At 70.3% G+C, this 23600-nt stretch carries 21 protein-coding genes and 1 pseudogene; 9 read left to right on the top strand and 13 right to left on the bottom strand.

Annotated elements, in window-relative coordinates; translation table 11 throughout:
- Positions 1–32 precede the first annotated feature (32 nt).
- Together ACFXB5_RS13270 and ACFXB5_RS13275 are read right to left on the bottom strand one after the other, a co-directional pair.
- Complete coding sequence (locus ACFXB5_RS13270; protein WP_385206392.1) at positions 33–1223, bottom strand: methyltransferase domain-containing protein; 1191 nt, start codon at positions 1221–1223, stop codon at positions 33–35.
- Positions 1220–1681: an ATP-binding protein gene (locus tag ACFXB5_RS13275; protein WP_385206395.1), complete on the bottom strand. Its 462-nt coding sequence runs from the start codon at positions 1679–1681 to the stop codon at positions 1220–1222. The genes ACFXB5_RS13270 and ACFXB5_RS13275 overlap by 4 nt, the downstream gene beginning before the upstream one ends.
- Before the next feature lie 193 nt (positions 1682–1874).
- Between ACFXB5_RS13275 and ACFXB5_RS13280 the strand changes: the two genes are divergently transcribed.
- The 3 genes from ACFXB5_RS13280 to ACFXB5_RS13290 all read left to right on the top strand — a co-directional run bounded on the left by ACFXB5_RS13280 (position 1875) and on the right by ACFXB5_RS13290 (position 3131).
- Positions 1875–2756 carry a helix-turn-helix domain-containing protein gene (locus ACFXB5_RS13280; protein ID WP_385206398.1) on the top strand — a complete coding sequence of 294 codons (882 nt, stop codon included), beginning with the start codon at positions 1875–1877 and terminating at the stop codon, positions 2754–2756.
- A gap of 3 nt (positions 2757–2759) precedes the next feature.
- On the top strand, positions 2760–2936 hold the full coding sequence (locus ACFXB5_RS13285) for a DUF397 domain-containing protein (RefSeq protein ID WP_385206401.1): 177 nt from the start codon (positions 2760–2762) through the stop codon (positions 2934–2936).
- A gap of 81 nt (positions 2937–3017) precedes the next feature.
- A complete protein-coding gene (locus tag ACFXB5_RS13290; RefSeq protein ID WP_385206448.1) occupies positions 3018–3131 on the top strand; it encodes a DUF397 domain-containing protein in 114 nt (37 codons plus the stop codon).
- Here ACFXB5_RS13290 and ACFXB5_RS13295 read toward each other — a convergent pair.
- A complete protein-coding gene (locus ACFXB5_RS13295) occupies positions 3112–3855 on the bottom strand; it encodes an SDR family oxidoreductase (protein ID WP_385206403.1) in 744 nt (247 codons plus the stop codon). The genes ACFXB5_RS13290 and ACFXB5_RS13295 overlap by 20 nt on opposite strands.
- A 32-nt stretch (positions 3856–3887) precedes the next feature.
- Positions 3888–4901 (bottom strand): alpha/beta fold hydrolase, encoded by a 1014-nt coding sequence (locus ACFXB5_RS13300; protein WP_385206406.1) that lies wholly within the window; start codon positions 4899–4901, stop codon positions 3888–3890.
- Between the two features lie 109 nt (positions 4902–5010).
- On the opposite strand from ACFXB5_RS13300, the gene ACFXB5_RS13305 reads away from it, so the two are divergent.
- Positions 5011–5946, top strand: a complete 936-nt coding sequence (locus ACFXB5_RS13305) for a LysR family transcriptional regulator (protein WP_385206409.1) — start codon at positions 5011–5013, stop codon at positions 5944–5946.
- Here ACFXB5_RS13305 and pip read toward each other — a convergent pair.
- Both pip and ACFXB5_RS13315 read right to left on the bottom strand, forming a co-directional pair.
- On the bottom strand, positions 5933–6907 hold the full coding sequence (gene pip / locus ACFXB5_RS13310; protein ID WP_385206412.1) for a prolyl aminopeptidase: 975 nt from the start codon (positions 6905–6907) through the stop codon (positions 5933–5935). The genes ACFXB5_RS13305 and pip overlap by 14 nt on opposite strands.
- A 105-nt stretch (positions 6908–7012) precedes the next feature.
- Positions 7013–7909 (bottom strand): NmrA/HSCARG family protein, encoded by an 897-nt coding sequence (locus ACFXB5_RS13315; RefSeq protein ID WP_385206415.1) that lies wholly within the window; start codon positions 7907–7909, stop codon positions 7013–7015.
- A 120-nt stretch (positions 7910–8029) separates the two neighbouring features.
- Here ACFXB5_RS13315 and ACFXB5_RS13320 point away from each other — a divergent pair, with 120 nt between their 5' ends.
- The 3 genes and pseudogenes from ACFXB5_RS13320 to ACFXB5_RS13330 form a co-directional block, all read left to right on the top strand.
- Positions 8030–8848 carry a TetR/AcrR family transcriptional regulator gene (locus ACFXB5_RS13320; protein WP_385206416.1) on the top strand — a complete coding sequence of 273 codons (819 nt, stop codon included), beginning with the start codon at positions 8030–8032 and terminating at the stop codon, positions 8846–8848.
- Between the two features lie 86 nt (positions 8849–8934).
- Positions 8935–9243, top strand: coding sequence for a hypothetical protein (locus ACFXB5_RS13325; RefSeq protein WP_385206418.1), 309 nt, complete (start codon positions 8935–8937; stop codon positions 9241–9243).
- A gap of 376 nt (positions 9244–9619) precedes the next feature.
- Positions 9620–10102 (top strand): annotated as a pseudogene (locus tag ACFXB5_RS13330) (TSUP family transporter); the annotation flags it as partial.
- A gap of 85 nt (positions 10103–10187) precedes the next feature.
- On the opposite strand, the gene ACFXB5_RS13335 reads toward ACFXB5_RS13330, so the two are convergent.
- From ACFXB5_RS13335 to ACFXB5_RS13345, 3 genes are all read right to left on the bottom strand, one after another.
- Positions 10188–11105, bottom strand: a complete 918-nt coding sequence (locus tag ACFXB5_RS13335; protein WP_385206420.1) for a carbohydrate ABC transporter permease — start codon at positions 11103–11105, stop codon at positions 10188–10190.
- Between the two features lie 16 nt (positions 11106–11121).
- Positions 11122–12498 (bottom strand): ABC transporter substrate-binding protein, encoded by a 1377-nt coding sequence (locus ACFXB5_RS13340; RefSeq protein WP_385206422.1) that lies wholly within the window; start codon positions 12496–12498, stop codon positions 11122–11124.
- 144 nt (positions 12499–12642) lie between these two features.
- Positions 12643–13653, bottom strand: a complete 1011-nt coding sequence (locus ACFXB5_RS13345) for a chitinase (RefSeq protein WP_385206424.1) — start codon at positions 13651–13653, stop codon at positions 12643–12645.
- A gap of 274 nt (positions 13654–13927) precedes the next feature.
- Between ACFXB5_RS13345 and ACFXB5_RS13350 the strand changes: the two genes are divergently transcribed.
- Positions 13928–14947: a GlxA family transcriptional regulator gene (locus tag ACFXB5_RS13350; protein WP_385206426.1), complete on the top strand. Its 1020-nt coding sequence runs from the start codon at positions 13928–13930 to the stop codon at positions 14945–14947.
- 60 nt (positions 14948–15007) lie between these two features.
- Here ACFXB5_RS13350 and ACFXB5_RS13355 read toward each other — a convergent pair whose 3' ends face one another.
- The 4 genes from ACFXB5_RS13355 to ACFXB5_RS13370 all read right to left on the bottom strand — a co-directional run bounded on the left by ACFXB5_RS13355 (position 15008) and on the right by ACFXB5_RS13370 (position 21686).
- Entirely contained in the window at positions 15008–17740 is a 2733-nt protein-coding gene (locus ACFXB5_RS13355; protein ID WP_385206428.1) for a multifunctional oxoglutarate decarboxylase/oxoglutarate dehydrogenase thiamine pyrophosphate-binding subunit/dihydrolipoyllysine-residue succinyltransferase subunit, read from the bottom strand.
- 130 nt (positions 17741–17870) lie between these two features.
- The gene (locus ACFXB5_RS13360; protein ID WP_385206430.1) at positions 17871–19001 is read right to left on the bottom strand and encodes a TDT family transporter; all 1131 of its coding nucleotides are present in this window, start codon (positions 18999–19001) and stop codon (positions 17871–17873) included.
- A gap of 108 nt (positions 19002–19109) precedes the next feature.
- A complete protein-coding gene (locus ACFXB5_RS13365) occupies positions 19110–19820 on the bottom strand; it encodes a response regulator (protein WP_385206432.1) in 711 nt (236 codons plus the stop codon).
- 243 nt (positions 19821–20063) lie between these two features.
- The gene (locus ACFXB5_RS13370) at positions 20064–21686 is read right to left on the bottom strand and encodes an ATP-binding protein (protein ID WP_385206434.1); all 1623 of its coding nucleotides are present in this window, start codon (positions 21684–21686) and stop codon (positions 20064–20066) included.
- A 163-nt stretch (positions 21687–21849) separates the two neighbouring features.
- Between ACFXB5_RS13370 and ACFXB5_RS13375 the strand changes: the two genes are divergently transcribed.
- Positions 21850–23289, top strand: coding sequence for a cation:dicarboxylate symporter family transporter (locus tag ACFXB5_RS13375; RefSeq protein WP_385206436.1), 1440 nt, complete (start codon positions 21850–21852; stop codon positions 23287–23289).
- Positions 23290–23600: the final 311 nt, after the last annotated feature.

A 23600-nucleotide genomic window follows, 5' to 3' on the forward strand; every position in this document is an offset into this window, starting at 1 on the left:
CGTGCCCCGCAAATGTGCGGGGCCCGCAAGTTTTAGAGTTCGAGAGGCCAGCGATGTTGTCCGTCCGGAATGTGCCACGCGTAGTGGTGACCGTCGGCTTCGCGCGCATAGCCGAAACGGTCCTGAGCGGGGCGGTCGTGGTCGTTCCACCACCGCCAGGCGGCCTCCGCCCGCCGCCACAGGTCGGCGCTCCCGCCGTACGTGACGGTGGTGGTGTGTTCATCGGCGATCGACGCGCGTGCCCATGTGCCGTCGCGCCCCTGGAGCTGGAGCGACATGGCCCCGGTGTCGTCGTCCATGTGATAGACCAGCTCGGCGCCGGGAAGGTGGAAGGCGAGCAGCAGCCGGAACGGGTAGTGCGCGCGGATGTCGGCAGCGGTGAGCGAGGCGGAACGGGCCCCGGCTCGGGGCGCGTAAGGCGCCCGCCCGGGGTGCCGGTAGGCATGCGCGTCACTGCGGGCGGCCATGAACCGGCCGGTTGTGGTGGTGAAGTGGCCCACGGCACGTCCGTCTTCGTCCACGGTCAGGCGGACCAGGCCACCCTCGATGCCCAGGGACACGTCGGCGAGGATCGCGCCGCCGGGTCGCGTCTGCTCGATCCAGGCAGCCGGGATACGGGGGACCGAGCAGGTCGCGATGATCCGGTCGAACGGTGCCGGGTGCCCCGGGAAGCCCTGCTGCCCGTCCCCGGCGGCGAGGTGCGGCCGGTACCCGGTGGAGGCGAGCCGGCCACGGGCGACTTCCACGAGATCGGGGGAGACGTCGACGGAGTACACGAGGCGATCACCCAGCCGGGCGCACAGGAGTGCGGCGTTGTACCCCGTACCGGTGCCGACTTCCAGCACTCGGTGGCCGTCCGCCACGCCCAGGTCCTCCAGCATCTGCGCCATGAGGCTGGGCAGTGTGCTGGAGGATGTCGGAATACCGGTCCACGCTCGCTCGCCGACGCGTTCGGCGGTGTCGGGGTCGAGCGCCGTGACGAGGGTCTGGTCGCTGTAGACAGCGGCTTCCCAGGCATCACGGTCGGCCGCGTCATGTCGGAGCCATACGGTGATGCCCCTGCTGTCGGCCTCCTGCCCGTACCACTCGGGCACGAAGACATGACGCGGCACTTTGGCGAACGCCTCGGCCCAGGCGGCCGAACGGATCGCCCCCGCCCGCCGCAAGTCGTCGACCAGGGAGCGCAGTCGCGCTGGCGCGCCGTCGAGGCGGGGGGTGCTCACGTGGGTACTCCTTTTCCCTGCGACGCGGTCAGGTCCAGCTCGGCCCAGATCTCCTTGCCGACGGTGCGTTCGCGGACGCCCCAGCGGTGGGCGAGGGCGCGGACGATGAGCAGGCCGCGGCCGTGCTTGTCGCGGGGCGACGGGCGGCGGGGCCGGGGGAGTCGCTCGCCCCGGGGGTCGGATACGGCGATGCGCAGGCGGGTTTTGGTGAGGGTGAGCTCCACGCGGAAGAGCCGCCCGGGTACGTGTCCGTGCCGTAAGGCGTTGGTGGCCAGCTCCGACACGATGAGCGCCGTGTCGTCGGCGAGTGCGGGGTGCCCCCACTCGGAGATCAGCCGTGTGGCGTGCTGGCGGGCCCTGGTCACGCTTATCGGTGTCGGGACGTAGTCGACGCGGCCCTCGTTGATGACGGGGTCGCTGGGGTCCGGGATCCGGGGGTCTCGGGGCGCGAATGCCATCGCGTACCTCCAGTGGGCAGGGCAGGGCGGAGTCCATCCGCCAACTGACGTCCCTGTGCGAGCGGTTCATTACGGACCGTAGCCCCGCGATGGTGATCGGTTCAACTCCACTGAGGAAAATTCAACCGATCTCGCTTGCGAGGCGCCCCGCTACGCTCCAGACTGGCGTCACATCACGGAGGAGAGGTACGCGGTGACAGAGGGTCAGTCCACCCAAGGGAACAGCACATCAAGCGTCTTGGGGAGGAGACTGGGCGCCGAGCTGATGAGCCTCCGGACCAGAGCGGGCCTGACGCAGACGCACGCGGCGAAGGCGCTCAGCGCTTCGACGGGCAAGGTCGCGAAGATGGAGGGCGGGTGGGTTCCCATCCGGGACCCGGACATCCGCGCCCTGTGTGCGCTGTACGGCGCCAACGACCCTGCGACGGTGGGTGCGCTGCTGGAGCTGGCGCGTATCGACCGCGAACGCCGTAAGGCGAAGGGCTGGTGGAATGACGTCGCCCTTACGAGGACGATGAGGGAGTACGTGCCGCTTGAGAACGCGGCCACGGCTGTCAAGGCGTGGCAGGTGTCGTTCATTCCCGGCCTGCTCCAGACTCCGGACTACATGCGGTCGTTGCGGCGTACGTGGGTCCCTGAAGATCAGCCTGATCAGGTCGAGGCGTTTGTCACCTCCAGAGCTGCTCGTCAGCAGAGGCTTTCCGGGGACGAGTCGCTCTCCCTTTGGGCCGTCATCTCGGAGGCGGCGCTGCGTGTCCCCGTGGCCGAGCCCGAGATGTTGCGCAAGCAGTTGGCGAGCCTCCTCGATTGGAGCGAGCGCCCCAATGTCACGATTCAGGTGCTCCCCTTTGACGTCGGGATGACACCGGCGCTCGCGGGCTCCTTCAACGTCCTCTCGTTCGCCGAGTCGGGCGCCATGGACGTGGTGTACCTGGAATTGGCGTTCTCCACAGCGTGGGTCGAGGGTGGCGAAGGTGCGGCACAGCACGTAAGACTGTTCGAGGAGACTGCGCGGGGCGCGCTCCCCGAGGCCGAGTCCCGCACCTTCATCGGGACACTCATCAAGGGACTGTGAGCTGTGACAACCTTCGTCTTCCGCAAGTCGAGCTACAGCAACGGCAAAGAAGAGTGCGTGGAGGTGGCCACGAACGTGCCTGGCACCGTCGCGATACGCGACTCCAAGGACCCCGAAGGGCCGATGCTCCGCTTCGCGCCTGCCGCTTGGGCGGCCTTTCACGCCATGCTGATCAAGTAGGCACGAGCCGTGGCCGATTTCGACTTCCGCAAGTCGAGCCATAGCGACCCTGAGCGCGAATGCGTGGAAGTGGCCACGAACGTGCCCAACGCCGTGGCGGTACGCGATTCCAAGGACCCGGAGGGGCGAATACTCCGGTTCACCCCCGCCGCCTGGGCGGCCTTCCAACGTGCCCTCAGAGCATCGAACGGGTGAGGCCGCCGTCCACGGCGATCGTGGTGCCCGTGACGTACGAGGCCAACGGCGTGGCGAGGAAGCAGACGACGGCCGCGAGTTCGTCCGGTGTGCCGAACCGCCCCATGGGGATGTCGTCCGTGGCGTCGGCAGGCACACCGTCCGGGTAGAGCTCGTGCACTCGGGACGTCAGAATCCGGCCGGGTGCCACGCAGTTGACCGCGATGCCGTCCGGCGCCAGTTCGTTGGCCAGCGTCTTCAGGTATCCGGTCAGCCCGGGGCGGATCAGGTTGGACAGCGCGACCAGGGACGTCGGCTCCTTCACCGTGGTCGTCGTCACCGCGACGATCCGGCCGTACGGGCTGTGCCGTAGATGGGGTACGGCGGCGCCGACCATGCGGACCAGGGGCAGCAGCAGGGTGCGGAACGCGTCGTGCGCGGCGCGCTCGTCGATCTCCAGCGCGCTACCCGGACGCGGCCCTCCCGTGTTCCACACCAGGATGTCGATACCGCCGAAGCGGCTGACGGTGTGGTCGACCACCCGGGCCGCCGCACCTTCCTCGGAGAGGTCGGCGACCAGGGGAACGGCGCCGATACGCATCGCCTCCGACTCCAGGCTCTCCCGGCGCCGGGCGACCGCGACGACGTTGGCGCCCTCGCCGGACAGGCGTTCCGCTATGGCCAGCCCCAGCCCGGACGAGGCGCCGCAGACGATCGCGGTCCGGCCTTTGAGCATGAGATCCATGGTTGTCCTTCCACGAGGGTCAGGGGCGAGGATCAGGACGCCGGTGATCGTCGGACGCGGAGTACCTCGCGCAGGGTGGCGCTGGTCTCCTCGGGGCTCTCCAGGGGCCAGAAGTGCCCCCCGGTGACGTAGCGAACCTCGACGCCGGCCGCATGGGGGATGTGCTCGGCGGCGTCGGCGTAGAACTCGCGGGGCTGGCTGCGCGAGTCCCGGCCCTGCATCAAGGTCACCGGAGCGCGCCAGCGTGGGATCAGGTCGGTGCGCCGCTCGATCCACTCCTTCCGGAAGGTGGAGGCCATGTTGTAGCGCGGGACGGCGCGGGTGATCCCGGGATACGAGTACTCCTGGATGACGCGGCGCATGTCCTCGTCGGCCACCGGCAGATTCCCGACGGAGGCGTACGCCCAGACGACGAACCGTTTCGGGTCCTCCATCATCCCGCTCCACGGTGCCTCGGCGAGGAGGTCGTCCTGCGGGGCGAGGTCGGGGTGGAAGTGGTGGAGGTGCTGCTCGCCGCGCACATAGTGGCGGACTCGTCCGGGATGGGCGGCGGCGATGTGGTCGCCCTGTACGGTGCCCCGGTCGTGGGTGACCAGGGTGAACCGATCCACCCCGATCGCGTCGAGCAGCGCGACGAGTTGCCCGGCCGCGCCGGAGTGCCGGTAGTCGCCTCGCCCCTTCTCCGACTGCCCATAGCCTTTGAGGTCGATGGCGATGCAACGGTACGAGTCCGACAGCGCGGCCATCTGGTGGTGCCAGAGGAACCAGGAGTCGGGCATCCCGTGCAGGAACACCACGGGCTCCCCGGTCCCGGTCTCGACGTAGTGCCACCGGACCGTTTCGTGATCGCCCGGGACGTCCTCGAAGCGGTGGGTGAACACGGCCCCGTCGAGCTTCTCGGTGTCCCCGTCGTGATCCGCGGGGCGGGGCCGCAGATCGGCGAAGCGCTCCAGCTGTTGGGCCACGAGGGCGTCGGGCGGAACGAAGCCCTCGATGGCCTGCCGTGCCCGCACGGGCAGCTCGGTGTAGCGCCACTCATGGTCCATCGACGTTTCCTCCGGTGGTCGGCGTTCGAGTCGGCCTGTCCACCCTCACGCGGGTGTGCCCAGCACGTCCAACGATGTCTGCTGCTGGGCACCAGCACGATTGGTGATAATGGAAGGCGTGGAACTGCGCCATCTCGAGTACTTCCTCGCCGTCGCCGACACCGGCAGCTTCACCCGCGCGGCGAAGACGCTGCACGTCGTCCAGTCAGGCGTGTCGGCGACGGTCAGGGCACTGGAACGGGAGTTGGGATCGACCCTGTTCACCCGGAGCCCCCAGGAAGTCACCCTGACGGCGGCCGGACGGGCCTTCCTGCCCCGGGCGCGAGAGACCCTCGACGCCGCGCGCGCCGCCAAGGACGCCGTTCACCGGACGCAGGGCGCCTTGCACGGCACGGTCACGGTCGGCACCCAGACCTCGATCGACCTCGTCGATCTGCCCGGTCTTCTGGCCGCGCTGCGCGCCCGGCATCCCGGTGTCACGGTGCGGCTGCGAGCGGCCATGGCGGGATCGGCGGGCCTGGCGGAGCATCTGCGCGACGGGCGACTCGACGTCGCCTTCCTCTCCCTGCCCGAGCCGCCACCGGCCGATCTCACCACCCGGCTGCTGGCCACCGCACCCATGGTCGTGTACGTGGCCGACTCACATCCGCTGGCCGGGGCGGGCCGGGTGCCACTGGCGCGACTGGCCGAGTTCCCGTTCATCGACTCCCCGCCGGGCTTCGGCAACCGCACCGTGGTCGACCGGGCCTTCGCCGCCGCGGGGGTGGAGAGGGAGGTATCCGTCGAGGTCGCGGACGTCGGCACCGCCGTCAACTACATCCGGGTGGGGCTGGGCATCGGCTTTCTCGGCGATCTCCTGGTCCCCGACCGGACCGGCCTCGACACGGTGGGGGTCGCGGACCACGAACTGCGCTGGCAGTTCACCGTCGCCACCGCGTCGACCCGACGCCCCAGCGCGGCCACCGAGGCGTTCCTGGACCTGCTCGCCGAACGCCATCCCGTACCGCTCCGGGGTGCCTCCACCCAGGGTCTCAACCCGGGGTGACCCGCCCGAAACCGGCGATCGCGTCCAGGACCGCGCCCCGCATCGTCGGACTGCCCGTGTGCCCCGAGTCGTCGATCACCTTCAGCTCCGCGTCCGGCCAGGCCTTGGACAGCTCCCACGCGCTCTTGAGCGGGCTGCCCAGGTCGAGTCGCCCGTGGATCAGCACCGCCGGGATGCCGGACAACCGGTGTGCGTCAGGGAGGAGTTGTCCGTCTTCGAGCCATGCGTCATGGGCGAAGTAGTGGGCGCAGATCCGGACGAAGGCCATCAGCGCGTCGTCAGTCTTGTCGCTGTAGTAGCCCGGACTTCCCAGTGTCTCGTGGGCGATGACCGCGTCCTCCCAAGCGCACCAGTCCCGCGCCGCCTTGACCCTGACCGCCTCGTCCGGGCTGTTCACCAGCCGGTTGTACGCCGCGACGAGACCGCCGCCCCGCTCCGCCTCCGCCTCCGGCACCGCGTCGCGGAACGTCTCCCAGGCGCCGGGCAGCAGGCGTCCGACACCGCGGTAGAGCCAGTCGGTCTCCTCCGGCCGGGTCATGGTGACGCCCGAGATGACGATCTCGGAGACCCGCTCGGGGTGGCGCTCGGCGTAGGCGAGGATCAGCGTCGAGCCCCAGGAGCCGCCGTAGAGGAGCCAGCGGTCGATGCCCAAGTGCTCGCGCAGTTGCTCCATGTCGGCGATGAGGTGGTCGGTGGTGTTGTGGTCGAGGCTGACGGACGGATCGGAGGCGTGCGGCAGGCTTTCACCGCAGCCACGCTGGTCGAACAGGACGATCCGGAAGACCTCGGGATCGAACATGGTGCGACCGCCGCGACGCCCTCCGCTGCCGGGGCCTCCGTGTACGCACAGGGCCGCCTTGCCCTGGGGATTCCCGCTGGTCTCCCAGTAGATCCGGTTTCCGTCGCCGACCTCGAGGAGGCCGTGCGCGTACGGTTCGACGGGCGGGAACGGCTCGGCCACGGCGGTCTCCTCCTGAAGGCGGCGAAGAGCAACCTCGCGAGGCTAGTCCATGGTCGAGACGGCGTCTCCTGATTTGTCCTCAGCTCGTGTGGAACCGCCGGTCGGCTATGTGTTCAGCAGGGCCTTGAGGCGGGCCGCGCCGTGGTGGGTCAGCCAGTCCTCGAAGGTGAACAGGCCGGGGTGGAGAGCGCGCAGGGGCTCGATGTCGACCAAGGGGTAGATGCCGTCGTTGAGGGACTGGATGCCGCGGGCCGCCTCCTCGCTCTGGGCGCGTACGGCGTCGAGGGGGATGTGGACGTACGGGACCTCCTGGCCCGTGGCACGGCTGATGGCGGCGGCGGTCTCCGGTGGGGTGAGGGTGTCGCCCGCCAGGTCGAAGGCGCGGGAGCGGAAGCGGCCGGGGTCGTGGAAGGCGAGAGCGGCGAAGGCCGCGATGTCGGACAGTGCGATGAACTGCTGGCGGGTGTCCGGGTTGTAGGGGGTGGCCAGGGCGCCGTCCCGCAGACCCCAGGTGGGGTGGAGGAGGTTTTCCATGAAGGACGTGGGGCGCAGGACGGTCGCGGGCATGCCGATCGCGTTGATGTGCTCCTCGATGCGCCGCTTGCTCTCCAGAGTCGACAGCCCGCTGTCGCTGTCGGCGCCGAACGCGGAGGTGTAGACGAGGAGTTGGGCCCCGGCGGCCAGCGCGGCGTCCGCCACGTTCCTGCCCCGCCGTACCTCGTCGTCCGGTCCGTATTCCGCGGGCAGGCCCGGCATGCCGGGGGTGGGCTGGACGCTGAACACACCGTGGGCTCCGCGGGCCGCCGCGTCGAGCGAGGCGCGGTCGTCCAGGTCGCCCGCGGCCAATTCGGCGCCTGAGGAGGCGAGGGCGACTGCCGCGGGGCTGGTGGTGTCCCGGGTGAGCGCGCGTACGTGCCAGCCGTCCGCGAGCAGTCGCCTCGCGGTGGCGCCGCCCTGCTGACCGGTCGCGCCGGTCACCAGGATGATGCGTTTCGACGTCATGGGGGTCATGGGGGTCATAGGGGTCATGGCGGAAGGCTCCCGAGTAGAATCGGAACGAGTAACCCGGTTAACGTACCGGAACGACCGACCCGCTTGTCAATCAGGGGGATGTGGACGGAGATGGCGAGGGAAGCGGCGCACGGCGCGGCAGAGGGTGAAGGGCCGCCCCCGGGCGGGCCGCCTCCGGAAGGGCTGCCCTCGCGGGCCGACGCGCGGCGGAACAGGGCGCGGGTACTGGCCGCGGCCAGGGCCTCGTTTGCGGCGGAGGGCGGCATGGCGCCGCTCGGCGCCATCGCCGAGCGGGCCGGGGTGGGCGCCGGGACGGTGTACCGCCACTTCTCCTCCAAGGAGGACCTCTTCGAAGCGGTGATCGCCGACAGCGTGGAGGGGTTCGTCGCCGAGGGGCGGGCGTTGGCCGCGGCCGTGGATCCAGGGGCGGCGTTCTTCGGTTTCCTTGAGCGCGTGGTCAGGGAGGCGTCGCTCAACCGTGCGCTGTGCGAGGCCTTCGCCCGTGAGGCGCCCGGCCGCATCCCCGATGCGGCGGCCGGTGCCAGGCGCGAGTTCGGTGATGTGCTGAGTGTGCTGCTCCGGCGTTCCCAGGAGGCCGGAGCGGTCAGGGCGGATGTCGAAGCGGCGGACGTGCAGGCGCTGGTGGCGGGGTGCGCGGCCATGGAGCAGGGACGCGGCCCCGGCGCCGGGGTGCTGACGGCGGTGGTGTGCGACGGATTGCGAGCGGAGCAAGCCGTAACGAAATTCCGTAACGGAATGGAGGAGGGTGACGGCGGGGCCGCCGGTCCGCGTGACGAAATCGGTCGGTGCGAGATGTGCGGTGACCCGCTGCCCGGCGACCGCACCAGCCGCGCGGGCCGCCCCGCGCGGTTCTGCGGGGCGGCGTGCAGGCAGAAGGCCCACCGGCGGCGCACACGCGACAGTGGCTGACCGCCTGCCCGTGACCGATCGGCCGCGCGGTCGGCTGGGTGACGTACGTCATGTGAACATCGCCGTCCCCGCGGACAGTTGAGGGTGTGACCACAGAAAGGGACATCGGCCTGGCCTCGCGCACAGGACCGTCGGCGAGCGCCACGGCGGCGGTGTGCGCCCTGCTGGTCGCGGCGGTGCTGACGGGGACCGCGCTCACGGCCCCCGGTTCCGGCCTCGGCGTGCGGACGGAGGGTCCCGCCACCACCGCCGAGGGAGCCGCGACCGGGGGACCGGCCAGGTCCATCGCCCCGGCGACCCGGTCATCCGGCGCGCCCAACGGCTCGACCGGGCGGTGGGCCGTATGTGCGACGGTGCACGCCCCGTCGAGCCAGGGCTGGTCGACCTGCCGTTGACCTCACGCCTTGAGGCCGTCCGCGACGGCTAAGCAGGTCAGAGGAAGTCCGCTTCGGTTCGGGCAGCGCCCCGAAGGGGCGCGGGGCCGTGTCGATGTGCGGCTCCGCCGCGCGGGCGCGACCAGCCACGACGGCGCCGCAGTCGGCCGACGACGCATCCCGACAATTCCCGCGGAGCGCTTAGCTGGACCTGGCGCTGGTACGGGGGGCGATGCACGACGTGATCCTCGGCGTCCTGCCCATGGCGCCGGACCACGCCGACGGCGTATCGGACCACGCCCATCGATTTGCCGGTTCGGCAAGGCTATTTCCGGCTCATGGACATGTGCGCGCAGGCTGCGTTCAGAAAGTGCTGGCTCGCACCCCAGAGCCGGTAGCCGCCGCCGCGCATGTGCCCCAAGCCGTCCTCACCATCGCCTTCGCCGCCACAGCCATCCTCTCCGCCGTCAAAATGCTCCGGCCCGCTGACACCGTCCGCTCCGGGAGCGGCGACGTACGGCCGGGCAGGGCGGCCGGGGCCGGTGCCGGCCTGGGCACGCTGACCGGACTGCTCGGTGTGGGCGGCGGCTTTCTCGCCGTGCCCGCCCTGGTCACCGTCCTGGCCTTCGAGATGGAGGCCGCGGTCGGCACCAGCCTGCTGGTCATCACGGTCAACTCACTGGCTTCCCTGGCCACTCGCTCCGGCGCCGCCGCCTCGCTGGACTGGGCGGTGATCGGCTCATTCATCGGAACCGCGATCCTGGGCGCCTGGGACGGCAAGCGCATGGCCGCGAAGGTCTCCGGGCCCCGCCTGCAGCGCGTTTTCGCGGTGGTCCTGCTGGCCGTGGCCGCCTTCATGCTCGCCGACGCCGTGACGTGACGTGTAATGACGGCAGCTCAGGCCGCTCCGGGCCACAGCCCGGACCGTGGCCCCGAGCGGTCTGCGGTGCGGCGGTGCGGCGGGGTCAGACCTCTTCCTTCATCAGCCGCAGATACACCACCGAGAACAGCGCGCCCACCAGCAGCAACAGCAGTGCCACCGCCGTGCCGTAGCCGATCAGGGACTTGTTGAACGCCTGGTCGTACATGAAGACCGGGAGGGTCTGGCTGCGGTTTCCCGGGCCGCCTCGGGTCATGGCCCAGATGAGGCCGAACACCGACAGCGTCTGCAGGGTGTTCAGCATCAGATTGGTGCCGATGGAGCGGCGGATCATCGGCAGGGTGATGTGCCAGAAGCGGCCGAGGCCGCCGGCGCCGTCGACCTCCGCCGCCTCGGTGATCTCCTTGGGGATCTCCGACAGCGCCGCGGAGTAGACGAGCATCGAGAAGGCCGTGCCGCGCCAGACGTTGGCGAAGGAGACGGCGAGGATGGGCAGGGTGTAGAGCCAGTTCTGGGACGGCAGCCCCAGCCAGTCCAGCAGCGCGTTGAGCGTGCCCTCACGGCGGAAGAACGCGTACAGCAGGAAGCCCGCCACGATCTCGGGGACGACCCAGGCCGCGATGACGATCGAGCCGGTCAGTGTGCGCACCGGCCGGGAGGCGCGCTGCATCAGGGCGGCCAGGGCCAGGCCCAGGGTGTTCTGGCCGACGAGGGAGGAGAGGAGGGTGAAGACGAGGGTGAGGACGACCGCGTTGCGGAAGTCGTCGTCCCCGAAGGCGCGCTGGAAGTTGTCCAGGCCCACGAAGTCCGTGGAGGACGCGCCCGTGAGCTGCATATTGGTGAAGGCGATATAGACGCAGTAGGCGATCGGGCCACCGAGGAAGAGCAGCAGCATGACGGTGGCGGGGGCGAGCGGAAGCCAGCGCAGGGGGCGGCCGCGACGGGGGCCCGGCCGGGCCGGGGTCTCCGTCGGGGCCGCCGCCACCTTGGTCGCGGTTGCCATCGGGGGGGGGCGGCCCTCAGCCCTGGCCGCCCGCCGCCACCGTGGCGCCGTCGGCGATGGACTTCAGCTGGTCGTCGTAACCCTTCGCGGCCTTCTCCGGTGAGGCGTCACCCGTGGTCGCCGCCTCCATCGCCTCGCCGATCGCCGTGGACACCTGCGGATAGACGGGGGTGGTGGGGCGGTAGTGGGTGTACTTCACCAGGCCCGTGAAGAAGGTGATCCCGGGCATGGAGGAGGTGTACTTCGGGTCCTGCGCGACGTCCTTGCGGACCGCGATCTGCGCGTCGACGATGTCCCAGGTGACCGCGTTGTCCTTGGTCTGGAGCCGCTCGATGAACTTCCAGGCCAGATCCGGGTTCTTGGACTTCGCGGTGATCGCCCACGTCCAGCCGCCGGACATGCTGACCTTGCCGGGCGCCTGGCCGTTCTGCGTGGGCATCGGGGCCTGACCGAGGGTCTTGGACCACTCGGGCCAGGGCTTGCCGCCGGTCTTCAGCCAGTTCTGGCCGAGCCAGGAGCCGTCGAGGGCGATGGCCAGCTTGCCCTCGGGGAGCCATTCGCTGAAGACGGTGGTGCCGACGTTGGGGTCGAGCGCGTCGGAGATGTCCGGGCCGAGCTTCTCCGAGTAGACGGTCCTGAGGAAGCCGAGGGCGTCGCTGAAGCCCTTGCCGCCAGTGACCCACTTCTTGGCGCCGGGGTCGTAGAGCGGGTTTCCGCCCGCCTCGCCCGTGCCGTACAGCAGCATCTCGAAGCCCTGCATCACGGAGGTCTCGCCCGGGGCCTTGCCGGTGTAGACGTTGAGCGGGGTGACGCCGGGGACCTTCTTCTTGATCGTGCGCGCCGCCTCGAGGATCTCGTTCCAGTTCTTGGGGGACCAGTCGGCGGGCAGCCCGGCCTTGGCGAAGATCTTCTTGTTGAACCACAGGCCGCGGGTGTCGGTGCCGTCCGGGACGCCGTACGTCTTGCCGTCCTCGGCCTTGGCCGCGGCCTTCGCGGTGTCGACGAACTGGCCCCAGGTCTTCCACTTGTCCAGATAGTCGTCGAGGGGGCGCAGATAGCCCGCCTTGATGTCGGAGTTGATCCGGAAGGTGTCCTCGTAGACCAGGTCCGGGGCGGTCTTGGGGGACCGCATCATCTGCTGGACCTTGGTGGCGTAGTCGTTGTCCTGCGCCTGGATCGGGATCAGCTTGACCTTCTTGCCGGGGTTGGCCTTCTCGAACTGCTTCTTGACCTCGGCCAGATGGTTGTCCTTGAAGCGGATCTTGTTGTCGGTGGAGCGGTTGTAGGCGACCTTGACGGTGTCCGGGTCGCTGCCCGAACCGCCACCGCAGGATGTGAGTCCGGCGGTGGCGGCGAGGGTGGCGGCGAGGATCAGTGGGGCGGTGGGGCGCACGGGCACGACCTCCTTGCTGGCCTCTGTGGGCTGCGGGCTGACCGTAAGGTCGGCTTCAACGGAAGGTCAATCCCCGTGACCTGGATGGTCACTTGATCGAACGCCGCCACCTCGCGGGGTGGGTGGATTCGGCTCGGTCCGGGGTCAGCCGTTGTAGCCCGCGAGCGCCTTGGTGAAGTCGTACGTGCCCTGGTCGATACCGCTGCACGCGTCCCCGTCCGTGCCGGAGCCGCACTTGCGGTCGCGGTTGAGCGACCAGAAGCTGACGCGGGCCAGGTGGTGGCTCTTGGCGTAGGAGACCATGTCCTTGAAGTTGTTCAGGGATATGGTCTCGCCCGCGACATCGGTCTTGCCGTTCATCGAGGAGAAGCCGGCCTTGCGGTAGGCGGCGTCGGAGGAGAGGCCGTACGCGCTCGCCACCGTGTTCTTCAGGCCGTCCACCGCGGACTTGGTGGCCGCCGCCATGTCGATCGAGCCCTGGCCGAAGTCGAACGGCATGACCGCCCAGCCGTCCACGTCGAGCCCGGCGGTGGCACCGCGCTTGACCAGGTCCTTCCCGTTGGAGTCGGGGCCGCTCGTGGTGGTGCCGAAGGTGACGTACACCTTGATGCCGCTGTTCTTCTGCTTGACCGTCTTGAGCGCGTCGATCACCCGCTGGCGGACCGTCGCGTTCTCGAACTCGGTCGACTCGATGTCGATGTCGATCGACTTGAGCTTGTAGGCGTCGATGACCTTCTGGTACGCGCCGGCGAGCGCGGACGCGGAGGAGCACTTCTCGCCCAGCTTGTTACCGCTCCAGCCGCCGAAGGAGACGGTGACATCGCCGCCCGCCGAGCGGATGGAGTTGATCGTGGACTGGTCGTTGCCGCCGGTGAGCGCGCGGGAGCCGTCCCACTTGGGGGTGCACCCGCCGTCGGACAGCATGAAGGCCATCGTGAACTGCTGGGTGCCGGTGGCCGACATGACATCCGTGGCCTTGGGCGGAGAGCCCCAACCCAGGTACAGGTAGGGGCCGTTGAGCCCGCTGGGCGCGGCGGCGGTGCGCGCCGTCGACGGCGCCGCCTGGGCGGTGGCCGCCGTGGTGGCGCCCGCGGCGAGCAGGCCGATGGCGGCGGCGAGGGCGAGTCTGCGGTGCGTCGGCTTGGAAAGAGGCATGGCTGATGGAGCCTCCTGGGTGGGGGGTGGGAGGAAGTCGAGCGAGGCTGAACCTAGCGAGGCGGCATGGCCGCGACAAGATGTCGGATAGGAAACTTTCCTATCGGGTTCGCGAGTGCCTGGGAGAATGTGCCTCCCAGCAGGGAGGGCGCCGGTCGTAGTCCCGGTTCTGGCCGAAGGCGGACAATGGACCCAGGGAAGACGAGGAAATCGGCCGGCGCTCAACGGGTCGCCAGCGTCTGCTAGGCCCTTGCGCACGGCCCGGAGGCATCTGATGAACCACAAGCGCCCTGGAACGGGCCCGCTCAGTGTGATCGTGTTCGTCTTCCCGGGGGTGCGGCTACTCGATGTGACCGGTCCGATCGAGGTGTTCGCGTCGGCGAACGAGTTCGGCGGGCGCTATCGGGTGCGGACCGTGTCCGAGGACGGGGCGGAGGTGATCACCTCCGCCGGGACCCGCCTCGGCGCTGACCTGCGTGTCGATGATGTGCGTGAGCCGTGCGACGTTCTGCTGATCCCGGGCGGCCCGGAATGGGAAACGCTGATCAAGGACGACGCGTTCCTGGACGTCGTCCGGCGGCTGGACGAGCGGGCCCGCTGCACGGCATCAGTGTGTACGGGAGCGTTTCTGCTGGCGGCGGCCGGACTGCTGGACGGGCGTCGCGCCGCGACGCACTGGCGGCAGTCGCAGCAGCTGGCCCTGCGTTTCCCGTCCGTGCGGGTCAAACCGGACGCCATCTTCGTGCGGGACGGGCGAATGATGACCTCGGCGGGTGTCAGCGCGGGCATCGACCTCTCCCTGGCGCTCGTCGAAGATCACTACGGTGCGGAGGTCGCTCGCGCGGTTGCCAAGGACATGGTCGTCTTCATGCAACGGCCGGGGAGCCAGTCCCAGTTCAGCGTCCGCTCCCAGGTCCCGCACTCTCATCGGGAGACGCTCCGCCGGGTGCTGGACGAGGTCGCCGAGAACCCCGGGGCCAACCACACCCTGTCGGCCATGGCGCGCAAGGCGGGTGTCAGCGTCCGCCATGTGACCCGGCTCTTCGACGAAGAGGTGGGAACCACTCCGGCCCGGTATGTGGAGCAGGTCCGGTTGGAGGCCGCCCGGGTGCTGCTGGAGACGGGTGATGACGCCATGGCGGTGGTGGCGCGGCGTACCGGGTTCGGCTCGCCGGAGTCGATGCGCAGAGCATTCGTGCGACACCTGGGGGTGACGCCCGGTGCCTACCGGACCAGTTTCCGCACGACCGGCGTGGGCGCGGAGGATGCGGCGTCCGAAGCCGTCTCGCCGTAGCCGAGGCGCGCCGGGCCCTTCTGTTGCGTGGCAGGCCGCGCGGTGTGGCAGGCCGCGCGGTCAGCGGAAAGCGGAGGTCACGAGATCCTTCTGCTCGTCGGCATGCCGCCGGGCGGAGCCCACGGCCGGGGCGGGGGCCGGCGGTCGGCTGACGCATCCGACGGGACGGTTCGCCAGCCGCCGCACATAGGGCTCCACGAAGGACCAGGCGCCTTGGTTCTCCGGCTCCTCCTGCACCCACCGCACCTCGGCGTCGGCGGGGAAACGGGCGAGTTCCGCGCCGAACTCCCGCTCCGGGAACGGGTAGAGACGCTCCACGCGGACGATCGCGGTGTCCGGCAGGTTCGAGCTTCGCCGGTGGGCGTCCAGGTCGTAGAAGACCTTGCCCGAGCACACCAGCACGCGCCCGGTCCGGGCGGCATCGGCCGTCTCATCCGGCAGGACCGCACGGAACGCGCCCGTGGTGAGCTCGGTCAGTGTGGAGGTGGCCGTCTTCAGCCGCAGCATCGACTTGGGAGCGAACACGACCAGTGGCCTTCCGCGCCCGCGCTCGCCGAGCGCTTGCTGCCTGAGCAGGTGGAAGTAGTTGCCGGGCAGGGAGGGCATGGCGACGCTCATGTTCCCCTGCGCGCACAGCTGGAGGAATCGCTCGATCCTGCCGGAGGAGTGGTCCGGTCCCTGCCCCTCCAAGCCGTGCGGCAGCAGCAGCGTCACCCCGGAGCGCTGCCCCCATTTCTGCTCGGATGACGCGATGTACTCGTCGATGACGGTCTGGGCGCCGTTGGCGAAGTCGCCGAACTGGGCCTCCCACAGCACCAGAGCCTCCGGCCGTGCCAGGGAGTAGCCGTATTCGAAGGCCAGCGCCGCCAGTTCGGACAGCATCGAGTCGTGGGGTGCGAAGTCCGCGGCCGACGCGCCGAGGGAGTTCAGCGGTGTGTACTCCACGCCGGTGCGCCGGTCGGTGAGCACGGCGTGCCGTTGCCCGAACGTGCCGCGGCGGGAGTCCTGCCCGGCCAGCCGTACCGGCACCCCGTCCAGCAGCAGGGAGCCGATGGCGAGAGTTTCCGCGGTGGCCCAGTCGATCGTTCCCGCGTCCAGCATCGTGGCCCGTCGGCGCAGCTGCGGCAGAACGCGCGGGTGCACGGTGAAGTCGTGCGGCGGACTGGTCTGGGACGCGATGACTCGCCGGGCGGTCGCCTCAGTGATCGCGGTGGTCGCTCGAGGGGCGGCCGCGTCCTCGGCGTCCCCGGGAATGACGCGTTCCGGGGAGTGGCCGGGAGCCGACAGCGCCTGGGTCTCGACGAAGGCACGCTCAAGGCGTTCCCGGTAGTCCCGCAGGGCGCCCTCCACCTGCCGTTCGCTGGTGTCTCCCCGGCGGATCAGCGCCTCGGCGTACAGCTTGCGCACCGAATGCCTGGCGACGATGCGGTCGTACATCGCCGGCTGCGTGATGGATGGATCATCGACCTCGCTGTGGCCGTGGCGCCGATAGCAGATCAGATCGATGACGACGTCCTTGTGGAACGCCTGACGGTAGTCGAAGGCCAACCGTGCGATGCGGACGACGGCCTCGGGGTCGTCTCCGTTGACGTGGAAGATCGGGGCTTCGACGGTCCGTGCCGCATCGGTGGCGTAGCCGCTGGTACGGCCGTAGGCGGGTGCGGTCGTGAAGCCGAGCTGGTTGTTGATGACGATGTGAACCGTCCCACCGGTGCGGTAGCCGGGCAGCTGTGACATGTTGAGCGTCTCGCCGACCACACCCTGACCGGCGAACGCGGCATCCCCGTGGAGGACGATGGGCAGGACGGGGAAGGTGTCGGCACCGTCCGCGGCCACCTCCTGCTTGGCGCGGACCACTCCCTGCGCCACCGGCCCCACGATCTCCAGGTGCGAGGGGTTCGCCACGACGGAGACGGCGATGGTGCCGCCGTTCAGGGCGCGATAGGTCCCCTCCGCACCGAGGTGGTACTTCACATCCCCGGATCCCTGGACCGACCGGATGTCCATCGCGTCCTCGAACTCGTGGAAGATCTCCGCGTAGGACTTGCCGACGATGTTGGCGAGAACATTGAGCCGGCCGCGGTGCGCCATACCGATGACGGCTTCCCTCACCCCGGTGCTGATGGAGCGGTGCAGCAGGGCGTCGAGCAGCACGATCGCGGACTCGCCGCCTTCGAGCGAATACCGTTTCTGGCCCACGTATTTGGTGTGCAGGAACGTCTCGAGGGCCTCCGCCGCGCCCAGCCGGTAGAGGATCTGCAATTGTTCGGCGCGGTCCGCCCCCGGGTGAGGCGATTCGATCCGCTGCTGGACCCAGCGACGTTCTTCGGAGCTTTGGATGTGCATGTACTGGGTGCCGACGGTCCGGCAGTAGGAGTCCCGCAGGACCCGCAGAACGTCGCGAAGGGGCATGGTGACCCGCCCGGCGAAGCCGTCGACGACGAACGTCCGCTCCAGGTCCTCGTCGCCGAGCCCGAATGCCGTGATGTCGAGCTCCGGGTGCGAGCCCCTCCGCTCCGCCGCGAGCGGGTCGGTGTCGGCCATCAGATGTCCGCGCACGCGATACGCGTGGATGAGCGCCGCGACGCGGACCGCCTTGACCGCCACCTCGTCCGCGTCGTCACTCACAGCGCTCGTCTCGTCGCGCCCCCGCCGCTCCGTCGCGGTGGCGGGAGCGGCGAAGAAGTCCCTCCACGCCTGGTCGACCGAGCGCGGGTCGTGCAGATACCGCTCGTGCTGTTCGTCCACAAGCCATTCGTTGAGGCCGAATTCCAGCCCGTACGACTGAGTCATATCATCCACGCTAAAACAGTGAGGAAATAAGGAAAGACAGGTGAATGTGCCATAAGAACATCACATGAGGACATGCGGTGTCATGCGGTGTCATGCGGGATGGAGCGGACCCGTCGCGACAGGGAGCCGTTCAGCCCTCCTCGGTGGTGAGTGGGTCGCCGACGGCATCGCCCGCCGGGTCGAGCAGGATGTGCCGGGCGGCATGGCGCAGGGAGTGGCCGGTCACCACCACCCAGGCGATGACGAGCAGCCCATAGAACACCACGGCGATCCAGACGAACATGTCAGAACCGGTCCGCTCCGCGAGGGCGCTGGTGGCCGTCACACAGGCGCCGACCGGGAAGATGAAAGACCACCAGGTGGGCGCGAACGGCAGCCCGGCCCGGATCGTCCGTACCGTCAGTCCTGTGGCCAGCGCCACCCACAGCATGGTGAAGCCCCACACCGCGATCCCGCCCAGCAGCGCGAACACCTCGGCGCCCCGCGCGTAGGGTGCGGGCAGCGCGCTCGGCGCCACCGTGGCCAGCGCGCCGAGCGCCGTCACCGACTGGCTCAACGCCCCCACCCCGATCCACACCGTGGGCACCACCGTCCCGGCGGGGACCTCATGGTGTACCAGGCGGCCGTAGATCATGGCCAGCACCAGCAGCGCCGCGACCAGGCCGAGCCCGAGCATCGCGTAGCAGCCCAGCAGCAGGGCGAGCCGCAACTGCCCCGCCGGTGCGTGAGGGATGAGCAGCGCGCCCGTCGCGGCCGAGACCATCGGCGGCACCACCGGCATCAGCCAGCCCCCGAACGCCGCGTCCGGCGCGAAGCGGTGCCGGGTGACCATGAGATAGGGCACCGTGCAGGCCGTGACAAGACCGAGCACGGTACCGAGCGACCACAGCACCCAGTCCACGTCCAGCGCCATCCCGGGCCCGAACAGCGGGCGGCCGAGCAGCAGCGCCCCGGCCCCCACCGTGAGCAGCGCCATCGGCGGCGCGCCGAAGAACTGGGCGGTCACCGGATCACCGGCGTGCGACCGCAGCGCCCGCTGCCGGAGGTAACCGACGGCCAGCAGGACCAGCAGCAGCGCGGCGCCCAGCCAGACCACCGTGGCGGCGGTCCGCAGCACGGGGGAGCTCCGTGGCAGGGTGACCGCCGCATTGGCGACGATGCCGGTGCCCATCACGGCCGCGAACCAACTGGGGCCGAGGAGCGGACGCCGCTTGCTGTCTGCCGTGGGTGCCGAAGGGTCGGTGTACGGGGAACAATGCATTCCGCAAACGTAGGCGCGGATCGAGGCGGCACTGTCGTGCATGTCCTGATGTAAGCGCCGCATGGCAGACATCGAGCGACCACCGCGGCGGGTTCCAGCCGGTAACTCCTAGTGCTCGCTGAGCCAGCGGTACAGCAGCTCGGGCCGGCCGATCTGCCCGTAGTGCGGGGCGCGGGCGGCCCGCCCGGCCTCCACCAGGTGCTCCAGATAGCGGCGGGCGGTGATCCGGGAGATCCCCACGGACTCGGCGGTGGCCGCGGCCGAGATGCCCTCCTCCGCCGCGCCGCGCAGCGCCTCGGTGACCGCGTGCAGGGTGGCCTGGGTCAGCCCCTTCGGCATCGCGGCGGGCTGCGGCGCCCGCAGCGCGCCCAGCGCCCGGTCCACCTCGTCCTGCCCGCTGGCCTCGCCCGCGGTCGCGCGGAACTCGGCGTACCGGAGGAGGCGGTCCCGGAGGGTGGAGAAGGTGAACGGTTTCAGCACGTACTGCACGACCCCGAGGGAGACCCCGTCGCGGACCACCGCGAGGTCCCGGGCCGAGGTGACCGCGATCACATCCGCGCCGTTCCCGGCCGCGCGCAGCGCCCGTACGAGCTGGAGGCCGTGCCCGTCGGGGAGGTAGAGGTCCAGCAGCACGAGATCGGCGGGCGTCCGCTCCAGCAACCGCTGCGCGTCCCCGCCACTCCGCGCCGCCCCGACGACGGCGAAGCCGGGAACGCGCTCGACGTACATCCGGTGCGCGTCCGCCGCGACGGGGTCGTCTTCGACGACGAGAACCCGGATCGGCGCCGGATCCCCCGGTCTCGCCTGCGGCGGGCTCATGAACGGATTCCTCTCGAAACGCGGTCGAAACGCGGTGGACGCGGAAGCTCAGGGCTCCAATTTACGGAGGGTAACCGCAAGTGGCCAGATCCCTACGGCGACGATTCCCCTAGGCCCCGTCTCCCAGGGCCTCCGCCCCCGGGCCCCCGCCCCCGGACGGCCGGATATGGCCGCCCGGCACTGCCCGGCTGTTGCCGGGCGCTGCTGGGGCCCGTGGGGGGCCGCCCCTGCGCGATGTGGGGGTCAAGGCGTGGCGGCCGGGGTTGTCAGTGGTAGGCGGGCGGTGAATTCGGCGCCGCCATCCGGGGAGGTTGTGACCTCGACCGTGCCGGCGTTGCGGCGGGCGGCCTGCTGGACCAGGGCCAGGCCGATGCCGCGGCCCGGGGACTTCGTGCTCCAGCCGCGGCGGAAGACCTCCTCGGACGCCGCCGGGTCGAGCCCGGCGCCGGTGTCCGATACACGCAGGGTCAGCTCGCCGGCGTCCGCGCGGGCGGTGACCGTGACGCGGGCGCTGCGCGGGGCCGACTCGTTGCCGACGCCCTCGGCGGCCGCGTCCGTGGCGTTGTCGATGAGGTTGCCGAGGATGGTCACCAGGTCGCGGGCGGGCAGGCCGGGCGGGAGGAGGCCGTCGTCGATGCGGCTGTCGGGGGCCAGGACGAGTTCGACGCCGCGCTCGCTGGCCTGGGCCGCTTTGCCCAGCAGCAGGGCGGCCAGCACCGGCTCGGCGACGGCCGCCACCACCTGGTCGGTCAGCGCCTGGGCCAGCTCCAGCTCGGCGGTGGCGAAGTCGACCGCCTCGTCCTCCCGGCCCAGTTCGATCAGCGAGACGACGGCATGCAGCCGATTCGCGGCCTCATGGGCCTGCGAGCGCAGCGCCTCCGCGAAGCCGCGCAGCGAGTCCAGTTCGCCGGAGAGCGCCTGGAGCTCGGTGTGGTCGCGCAGTGTGACGACGGTGCCGCGCTGTTCGCCGCTGCTCACCGGTGAGGTGTTGACGACCACGACCCGCTCCGCGGTCAGATGCAGCTCGTCCACGCGTGGCTCGGCGGCCAGCAGGGCGCCGGTCAGCGCGGGCGGCAGGCCCAGGTCGGAGGCGTAGCGGCCGACGGAGTCCTCGGGCAGGCCGAGCAGCTCCCGCCCGCCGTCGTTGATCAGCGCGATCCGCCGCTGCCCGTCGAGCATCAGCAGCCCCTCGCGCACGGCGTGCAGCGCGGCCTGGTGGTAGTCGTGCATCCGGCTCAGCTCGGCCGCGTTCATCCCGTGGGTATGGCGGCGCAGCCGGGCGTTGATCACATACGCGCACAGGCCGCCGGCCGCGAGCGCCGCGGCCGCGACGGCGAGCAGCGCGAGCAGCTGGCGGCGCACCTGGGCGCTGATGGTGTCCACCGTGATGCCCGCGCTGACCAGCGCGGTGATCCGGCCGCCGGCGCGGGCGTCGCGCACGGGGGCCACGACCCGCACGGAGGAGCCGAGGGTGCCGGTGTACGTCTCGTCGAAGATCCGCCCACGCAGCGCGGGCTTGATGTGGCCGAGATAGGTGGCGCCGATCTGGCGCGGATCGGGGTGCGCCCAGCGCACCCCGTGGGTATCCATGATCGTGACGAAGGTGACGCCGGTGTCCCGGCGCACCTTCTCCGCGTACGGCTGGAGCCGGGCCGTGGGGTCCTTGGACCGCGCGGCCTCGGCGACCGACGGGGAGTCGGCGACGGCCACCGCGGCGGCGGTCGCCCGCTGTCGCGCGGCCACCACCGCCTGCTCGCGGTCGGTGACGTAGGCGAAGACGGCGCATCCGGCCACCAGGGCGGCGACCAGCACGACCTGCATCGCGAAGAGCTGGCCCGCCAGGCTCCGGGGGTGGGGAATGCGCATGGTCATCAGTCTGCACACGCATCTTTGTATGAACGAAATGAACGGAAGGGTGACCCCCGTCACAGGCTGGGGCATAGTCGCCGGGACCGTTCAAGGCGGTGTGCGAGCCGCACACAGTACAGCGCCGGGACAGTTGGACGGCAGAACAGAAGGAGGCAGCACCGTGGCTGCGGACACCTCGCCGCCCGTATCCGGGCGTACGGAACCGGATGGGACGAAGCCGAAGAAGGAAAGGATTCACTACCTCTACCTCGCCGTCATCGGCGCGGTGGCGCTCGGTATCCTCGTGGGCTTCGTGGCCCCCGATACGGCGGTGGAGCTCAAGCCCATCGGCGAAGGCTTCGTCAACCTCATCAAGATGCTGATCTCGCCGATCATCTTCTGCACGATCGTGCTCGGCGTCGGCTCGGTGCGCAAGGCGGCGAAGGTCGGCGCGGTCGGCGGTCTGGCGCTTGGCTACTTCATGGTGATGTCGACCGTGGCCCTCGCCATCGGCCTGGTCGTCGGCAACTTCCTCGAGCCCGGCAGCGGCCTGCACATGAGCCATGACGCGGCCCAGGCCGGACAGAGCCAGGCCGAGGGCGCCTCCGAGTCGACGGCGGACTTCCTGCTCGGGATCATCCCGAAGACGCTGGTCTCCGCCTTCACCGAGGGCGAGGTGCTGCAGACCCTGTTCGTGGCTCTCCTCGCGGGCTTCGCCCTGCAGGCGATGGGCAAGGCGGGCCAGCCGGTGCTGCGTGGCATAGGCCACATACAGCAGCTCGTCTTCAAGCTGCTGTCGATGGTCATGTGGGCGGCCCCGGTCGGCGCCTTCGGCGCGATCGCCGCCGTGGTCGGCGAGACCGGTCTGGACGCGCTCAAGGCGCTCGCGGTCATCATGATCGGCTTCTATGTGACCTGCGCGCTGTTCGTGTTCCTCGTCCTCGGGACGATCCTGCGGCTGGTCGCGGGCATCAACATCCTCCTGCTGCTGAAGTACCTGGCTCGGGAGTTCCTGCTGATCCTGTCGACGTCCTCCTCCGAGTCGGCGCTGCCGCTGCTGATCGCGAAGATGGAGCACGCGGGCGTCAGTAAACCGGTCGTCGGCATCACCGTCCCCACGGGCTACTCCTTCAACCTGGACGGCACCGCCATCTACCTGACGATGGCCTCGCTGTTCATCGCCCAGGCCATGGGCGACCCGCTCTCCATAGGCCAGCAGATATCCCTCCTCGTCTTCATGATCGTCGCGTCGAAGGGCGCCGCCGGTGTGACCGGCGCGGGCATGGCGACGCTGGCGGGCGGTCTCCAGTCGCACCGGCCCGAACTCGTGGACGGCGTCGGCCTGATCGTCGGCATCGACCGCTTCATGAGCGAGGCCCGCGCCCTCACCAACTTCGCGGGCAACGCGGTCGCGACCGTGCTGGTCGGCACCTGGACCAAGGAGATCGACAAGGAGCGGATGAACGAAGTCCTCGCCGGACGGCTGCCGTTCGACGCGGAGGGCTTCGCCCGCAACGGTGGCGGCCACGGCCCGGCCGAGGACGACTCCGAGGCGGCCGAGGGCAAGTCCCTCCCCGAGCGGCGTGACGGTGACACGGCGAAGGAGCACGTGCCCGCCTGACACCCCACGCGCAACGCGGCCCTGCCCTCCTGAATCGGGGCAGGGCCGTGCGCGTTACACGGGACCGGACCGTGGCCGTACGACGGTCACGTGACGAATGGCGCCCCGCGTCTTCCCCCCGTTGGTATACGCGAGACGCCGGCATTGGCCCCGGCCGCCAACGGCCCCTTGGCGGTCCTGGGCTGGTCCTCGGCGCCGAATGCGCCGAGGCGCCTTGCGGGGTGTCCGGCGGGCCACCCGGCGGAGCCGCATAGCGGTGCTTGGTGGGGGCCGCCCCCCCCCCCGCCGCCCGGGGTGGGGCGCGGGCGCGC

The organism is Streptomyces sp. NPDC059455, from assembly GCF_042750115.1.
GTDB lineage: Bacteria > Actinomycetota > Actinomycetes > Streptomycetales > Streptomycetaceae > Streptomyces > Streptomyces endocoffeicus.